This window comes from Muribacter muris, assembly GCF_001038205.1.
Classification (GTDB): Bacteria; Pseudomonadota; Gammaproteobacteria; order Enterobacterales; family Pasteurellaceae; genus Muribacter; species Muribacter muris.
In genome coordinates, this window is the sequence record NZ_JWIZ01000057.1 from 1 (window position 1) to 5,991 (window position 5,991).

At 45.8% G+C, this 5,991-nt stretch carries 4 protein-coding genes and 1 pseudogene; 3 read left to right on the plus strand and 2 right to left on the minus strand.

The genetic code is table 11. The features are described 5' to 3' along the window. Positions 1-373 precede the first annotated feature (373 nt). The 3 genes from ruvA to leuA all read left to right on the plus strand — a co-directional run bounded on the left by ruvA (position 374) and on the right by leuA (position 4,016). Entirely contained in the window at positions 374-979 is a 606-nt protein-coding gene (ruvA, locus tag RO21_RS08910) for a Holliday junction branch migration protein RuvA (RefSeq protein WP_047977440.1), read from the plus strand. 9 nt (positions 980-988) lie between these two features. Beyond that, a complete protein-coding gene (ruvB, locus tag RO21_RS08915; protein ID WP_047977441.1) occupies positions 989-1,990 on the plus strand; it encodes a Holliday junction branch migration DNA helicase RuvB in 1,002 nt (333 codons plus the stop codon). Between the two features lie 484 nt (positions 1,991-2,474). Beyond that, positions 2,475-4,016: a 2-isopropylmalate synthase gene (gene leuA / locus RO21_RS08920; protein ID WP_047977442.1), complete on the plus strand. Its 1,542-nt coding sequence runs from the start codon at positions 2,475-2,477 to the stop codon at positions 4,014-4,016. Positions 4,017-4,255: 239 nt separating this feature from the next. On the opposite strand, the gene RO21_RS08925 is transcribed toward leuA, so the two are convergent. Together RO21_RS08925 and RO21_RS12920 are read right to left on the minus strand one after the other, a co-directional pair. Beyond that, on the minus strand, positions 4,256-5,929 hold the full coding sequence (locus RO21_RS08925; protein ID WP_047977443.1) for a flotillin domain-containing protein: 1,674 nt from the start codon (positions 5,927-5,929) through the stop codon (positions 4,256-4,258). Beyond that, positions 5,919-5,991, minus strand: a pseudogene (locus RO21_RS12920) (IS1595 family transposase); the annotation flags it as partial. The pseudogene RO21_RS12920 and the gene RO21_RS08925, both read right to left, overlap by 11 nt.

The following is a 5,991-nucleotide window of genomic DNA, read 5'->3' on the forward strand; positions in this document are numbered from 1 at the left end:
TGTTTCCTTTATAAAAATCAAATTATTTCAATAGGTTAAAATCCAGACACACGCAGTGTGTCCCTACATTCTGTTAAAATGTCTATTTTTGTGCATTTGATACATAATACCGGACAAATTTCTCAAATCCCCCTTCCGAGAAAAACGCGGTTGATTCAACGGTTAGGCTTAATACCCGCTATGATGGATTGCTACGCCGTTGAATCCACATAAATATTTGGAGAACACGCCTGATATATCATAAGGATAGCTCCCCAATGTGGGGCTATTTGCGGCATAATTTGCAAAAAATCGGGCTGAACCGCCCGCTTGCTCTGTTATTTTATCCAGTTTTCCGCTATGCTAGGCATTTTTAACAGGGATAATCTGCGAAATGATTGGACGATTACAGGGCAAAATTATTGAAAAATCGCCGCCGGAAATGGTGTTGGACGTTCAGGGGGTCGGCTACGAATTACTATTGCCGATGACCAGTTTTTACGATTTACCGCAGGTGGGCGAACAAATCACCGTATTTACCCATTTAGTCGTCAGGGAAGATGCGCATTTGTTGTTCGGCTTTGCTCAAAAACAAGATCGCACCCTATTTCGAGAGCTGATCAAAACCAACGGGGTCGGCCCGAAACTCGCCTTAGCCATTTTATCGGCAATGTCCGTATCGCAATTTGCCAATGCGGTCGAGCAGGAAGAATTGGCAAAACTAACCAAAATTCCGGGGGTCGGGCGTAAAACTGCAGAACGGTTATTGGTCGAGCTAAAAGGCAAATTTAAGGGGCTTGCCCAAAGCGATTTCTTTGCCGAAACGCCGTCCCATACGATTATTGCCAGCGGACAACCCGAGCCGGCAGACGAAGCCCGTGATGCACTCATCGCCTTAGGCTATAAGCCGGCAGATGCGGAAAAAATGGTGAAAAAAGTCAGCCACACTGACAAAACCAGTGAACAGATTATCCGAGATGCGTTAAAAAACGCCTTATAAACTATTTCTATGATTGAAGCCGATAGAATTATCAGTGCCGCCGCCCGCCGAGATGACGAGGCGATCGACCGTGCCATTCGCCCGAAATTACTGACCGATTATGTCGGACAGCCCTCCGTTTGCGAACAAATGGACATTTTTATCAAAGCCGCCAAACTGCGTAATGATGCCCTCGATCACCTGCTGATTTTCGGCCCGCCGGGGCTGGGGAAAACAACTCTTGCCAATATTGTGGCAAATGAAATGGGGGTAAATATTCGCACAACCTCAGGGCCGGTATTGGAGAAAGCCGGTGATCTTGCCGCAATGCTGACTAACCTTGAACCTTATGATGTGCTGTTTATCGACGAAATCCACCGTCTTTCGCCTGCGATTGAGGAAGTGCTTTATCCGGCAATGGAGGATTATCAACTCGATATTATGATCGGCGAAGGACCGGCGGCGCGCTCGATCAAACTGGATCTGCCGCCCTTTACGCTAGTGGGTGCAACTACCCGTGCCGGCTCCCTTACTTCACCGTTACGGGATCGTTTCGGCATTGTACAACGCCTTGAATTTTATGCGGTCGCAGATTTAACCGCTATTGTGTCCCGCAGTGCAAACTGTTTAAACCTTAATCTCTCGCCTGAAGGGGCATACGAAATCGCCCGCCGCTCGCGAGGGACACCTCGTATTGCCAATCGCCTGCTACGCCGTGTGCGTGATTTTGCCGATGTACGCAATAACGGGGTAATTTCGGTTGAAATCGCCCAACAAGCCCTCGCAATGCTTGATGTGGACGCACAAGGGTTTGATTTTATGGATAGAAAACTGCTTTCGGCAGTGATTGAACGCTTTGACGGTGGGCCGGTCGGGCTCGACAACCTTGCCGCAGCTATTGGTGAAGAACGTGAAACGATCGAAGATGTCCTTGAACCTTACCTTATCCAACAAGGCTTTTTGCAACGCACCCCACGAGGTCGGATCGCCACCTCAAGAACCTATCAACATTTTGGCCTAGCTAAATGCTAACATAAGCGGTCTAAACTGACCGCTTGTCTTTCTTTCCCCTTTATCTCAATACGCTTATCATACTATTTACGAATATAAAATCACCAATCAATCAATAAAAATAAAAACTGGTAATTTGTAAAAATGCCTTGTGTTTATCGGTGAATAACATTTCAACACAGGATAAAACACTAATAAAAGGATTTACATTAAATATAAATCACTATTAAAAATGCCAAAAAATAAAAAGCAAACGTTTGCGTAAAGTGGAAAATGCTATTGACAATATTTTGGAGAGATTTAAGATAGATAGCAACAACGAATAACAATGCAAACATAAACACACAACAATGGTAAAACTCTTTTCTCTCCTAACCTTACGTCTGACACAGTTTCTGTGCGGGTAAAGCTCGGATAGAAAAAAGTTCACTATCCACTTTAGCTCGCACTTTTAAGGCGAGCTTTTTTTTCATTCAAATAACCACTTATCACAGCGAGGATTTCTATGAACGACCAAATTATTATTTTCGATACGACGTTAAGAGATGGGGAACAAGCCTTAAAAGCCAGTTTAACGGTAAAAGAAAAATTACAAATTGCACTCGCCTTAGAACGTTTAGGGGTGGATGTAATGGAAGTCGGTTTCCCCGTTTCTTCCTCGGGTGATTTTGAGTCGGTACAAACGATTGCCCGCCATATCAAAAATAGCCGTGTATGCGCCTTATCCCGAGCGGTCGATAAAGATATTGATGTTGCCGCCGAAGCATTGAAAGTGGCGGAGGCTTTCCGTATCCATACCTTTATTGCCACCTCTGCGTTACACGTGGAAGCCAAACTTCGCCGCAGCTTTGACGACGTGTTGGAAATGGCGGTGAATGCGGTGAAACGGGCAAGACGCTACACGGACGATGTGGAATTTTCCTGCGAAGATGCAGGCAGAACCGGTATAGACAACATTTGCCGTGTGGTAGAAGCCGCCATCAATGCCGGTGCAACCACGGTCAATATTCCGGATACGGTCGGCTACTGCTTACCAATGGAATACGGCGATATTATCCACAATGTGATGAACCGAGTGCCGAACATTGATAAAGCCGTTATTTCCGTGCATTGCCATAACGATTTGGGAATGGCAACCGCCAACTCTCTCACCGCCGTTCAAAACGGGGCACGCCAAATCGAGTGTACCATTAACGGCATCGGCGAGCGGGCAGGCAATACCGCTTTAGAAGAAGTGGTAATGGCGATTAAAACCCGCCAAGCGCAATTTAATGCCGATACCCGTATTAACACGCAAGAAATCCACCGTGTCAGCCAATTAGTCAGCCAACTTTGCAATATGCCGATTCAACCGAATAAAGCGATTGTCGGCTCTAACGCCTTTGCGCACTCCTCCGGTATTCACCAAGACGGTATGGTGAAAAATAAAAACACCTATGAAATTATGTCGCCGGAAACCATCGGCTTGAAAAAAGAGAAGCTGAACTTAACCGCCCGCTCCGGACGTGCTGCGGTGAAAAATCATATGGAAGAAATGGGTTACCAAGAGAGCGACTATGATTTAGACAAACTCTACGCCGCTTTCTTAAAATTAGCCGATAAAAAAGGGCAAGTTTTCGATTACGATTTGGAAGCCCTTGCGTTCATTGATATGCAACAGGGCGATGAAGATCGCTTAGTGCTTGATGTGATTACCTCGCAACTTATTAGCGGTTTGCCTGCCTCAGCATTCGTACAAGTCGAGCTGGACGGTCAACGCCTCAGTGAAGTTTCGCAAGGCGGAAACGGCCCGGTCGATGCCGTGTTTAACGCCATTCTCAATATTACCAAAATGGAGATCAAAATGTTGCACTATAACCTCACGGCGAAGGGCGAAGGTGCAGAAGCGCTAGGGCAAGTGGATATTGTGGTGGAATATCAAGGTCGCCGTTTCCACGGGGTCGGTTTAGCCACAGACATTGTCGAATCCTCCGCCAGAGCGTTAATCCACGCCATCAATGCGATTTACCGTTCCCAAAAAGTCGCCGATTTAAAAGCGAAAAAATAGGCGTACTTTGATTAATACAAGCGGGTCGATGTGTCAGAAAATCTGCAAATCGCCCCGCTTCTATTTTATTAGCCCCATTCATAAGGCAATATTGCGATATGAACCCATCACCATTTTCATTACCAGATCAAAACGCAATATCTAATAGATCATTGTGCAATAAAATGACGAAAACAGACCGCTTGTCCTATCATTGAAACTGAAAAAGGGCTTCCATAAAGAAGCCCTGTATTTACGGATTATTCGTCCGCCGATTTTACGACTTTTTGCCGGATAGGTTGAGTCAGTCCATTGATATCCGCACCGTCTAACCCCAACTCTTTGAGCAGATTATCGACTAATGGTGCTTGCCCTCGATAACGCAATGCGCTATTGACGAGTTGATCGGATAAGCTACTATTTTGACCGGCATTGTCAGCATCATTAGAATGAGTGCCAAAGCCTCCCAGCCCATTGACTTGCAAGATCTTAATATCGTCAATATTTTCCATCGGGCGTACACTTTCACGGATAATATCCGGTAAATGTTTCAATAGGGCTAAACGCACCTGCATTTCAACCTGTTCAACAGACAGAACATTTGCCGCTTCATTTACCGCTTTTGTTCCCTCTGCGTCCACTTTATATTGCTGCTCTTGTGCTTGAGCTAACAGTATTTTTGCGTCAGCTTCCCCTTTTGCCTGCAAGCGTAATTTCTCCGCTTCGGCTTCCGCACTGATCCGAATCGCTTCCGCTTTATCTTGCGCGGCTTGTTTTTCGGCATCGGCGGCAATAGTGATGGCAATAGCATCTTTCTGTGCAGCTTCTTCCGCCGCAATCAATTCTACCGCCTTGACACGCTCTGCACGCTGCGTTTCTCTCACCGTAATCACGCTCTCTTCTTCACGCACGGCTTCAGCCCTTGATTTATCCGCTTGCGCTTTCGCTTCGGACTCCGCTCGTGATTTTTCCGCAACCGCAATCGCACGATCCTGTTCAGCAAGTTCAATCGCTTTTTTACGCTCCACTTCCGCACGTTCAATCAGTTGATCTTTTTGGATTTTCTCATTTTCAATATCCCGTTGAGCGATAATACGTTTTAAATCCACTTCTCGCTCTGCGGCAATTTTTGCCTCTTCCGCCTCCCGCTTTTTCTGTGCTTCTTGCCCTGCAATTTCGGCATTTTGCTCGGCTCGGCGAACGGCAATTTCCCGTTCTTGCTCAAGTTTCGCATACTCTTCTTCTCGTAAGATTTGTAAACGGGTACGCTCGGCTTCTAAATTTTTGCTTTTAATCGCGAGATCCGTATCTTGTTCAATGTCGTTACGTTTCTTGCGGCGAACCTCAATCGTTTCGGTTAAACGTGTTAAACCTTCCGCATCAAAGGCATTTTGCGGGTTGAAATATTCAAAACTGGTTTGATCCAATCCGGTAAGGGAAACCGTTTCAAGCTCTAATCCGTTCTTGAACAGATCTTCGGAAACGACCTGTTGCACTTTTTGGACAAAATCGACCCGCTTTTCGTGTAATTCTTCCATTGCCATTTCTGCTGCCACCGCACGCAGGCTATCGACAAACTTACCCTCAACCAAATCTTTCAGTTGATCCGGCGACATCGTTTTCATTCCCAGTGTTTGTGCGGCAGTCGCAATACTCTCCATTGACGGTTTAACCCGAACATAAAATTCCGCCGTTACATCTACCCGCATTCGATCCCGTGTGATCAGTGCTTGCTCTGCGGCACGGCGAACTTCTAAGCGCAGAGTGTTCATATTCACCGGAATGACCTCGTGCAAGACGGGTAACACGATTGCACCACCGTTAACAATTACTTTTTCACCCCCAAATCCAGTACGAACAAACGAAACTTCCTTACTCGCTCGGCGGTATAATCGGGTTAAAATTAGGGGCTGTACTAGATAACTAGAATAAATTCTGCTTTACTAATTGTTTTAAAATGGAAAATTGAACTTTTATTTCACTGTGGTTAAAACGC

Coding starts and splice junctions, on each gene's coding strand:
- ruvA (WP_047977440.1), top strand. CDS start 374: ATGATTGGACGATTACAGGGCAAAATTATTGAAAAATCGCCGCCGGAA.
- ruvB (WP_047977441.1), top strand. CDS start 989: ATGATTGAAGCCGATAGAATTATCAGTGCCGCCGCCCGCCGAGATGAC.
- leuA (WP_047977442.1), top strand. CDS start 2,475: ATGAACGACCAAATTATTATTTTCGATACGACGTTAAGAGATGGGGAA.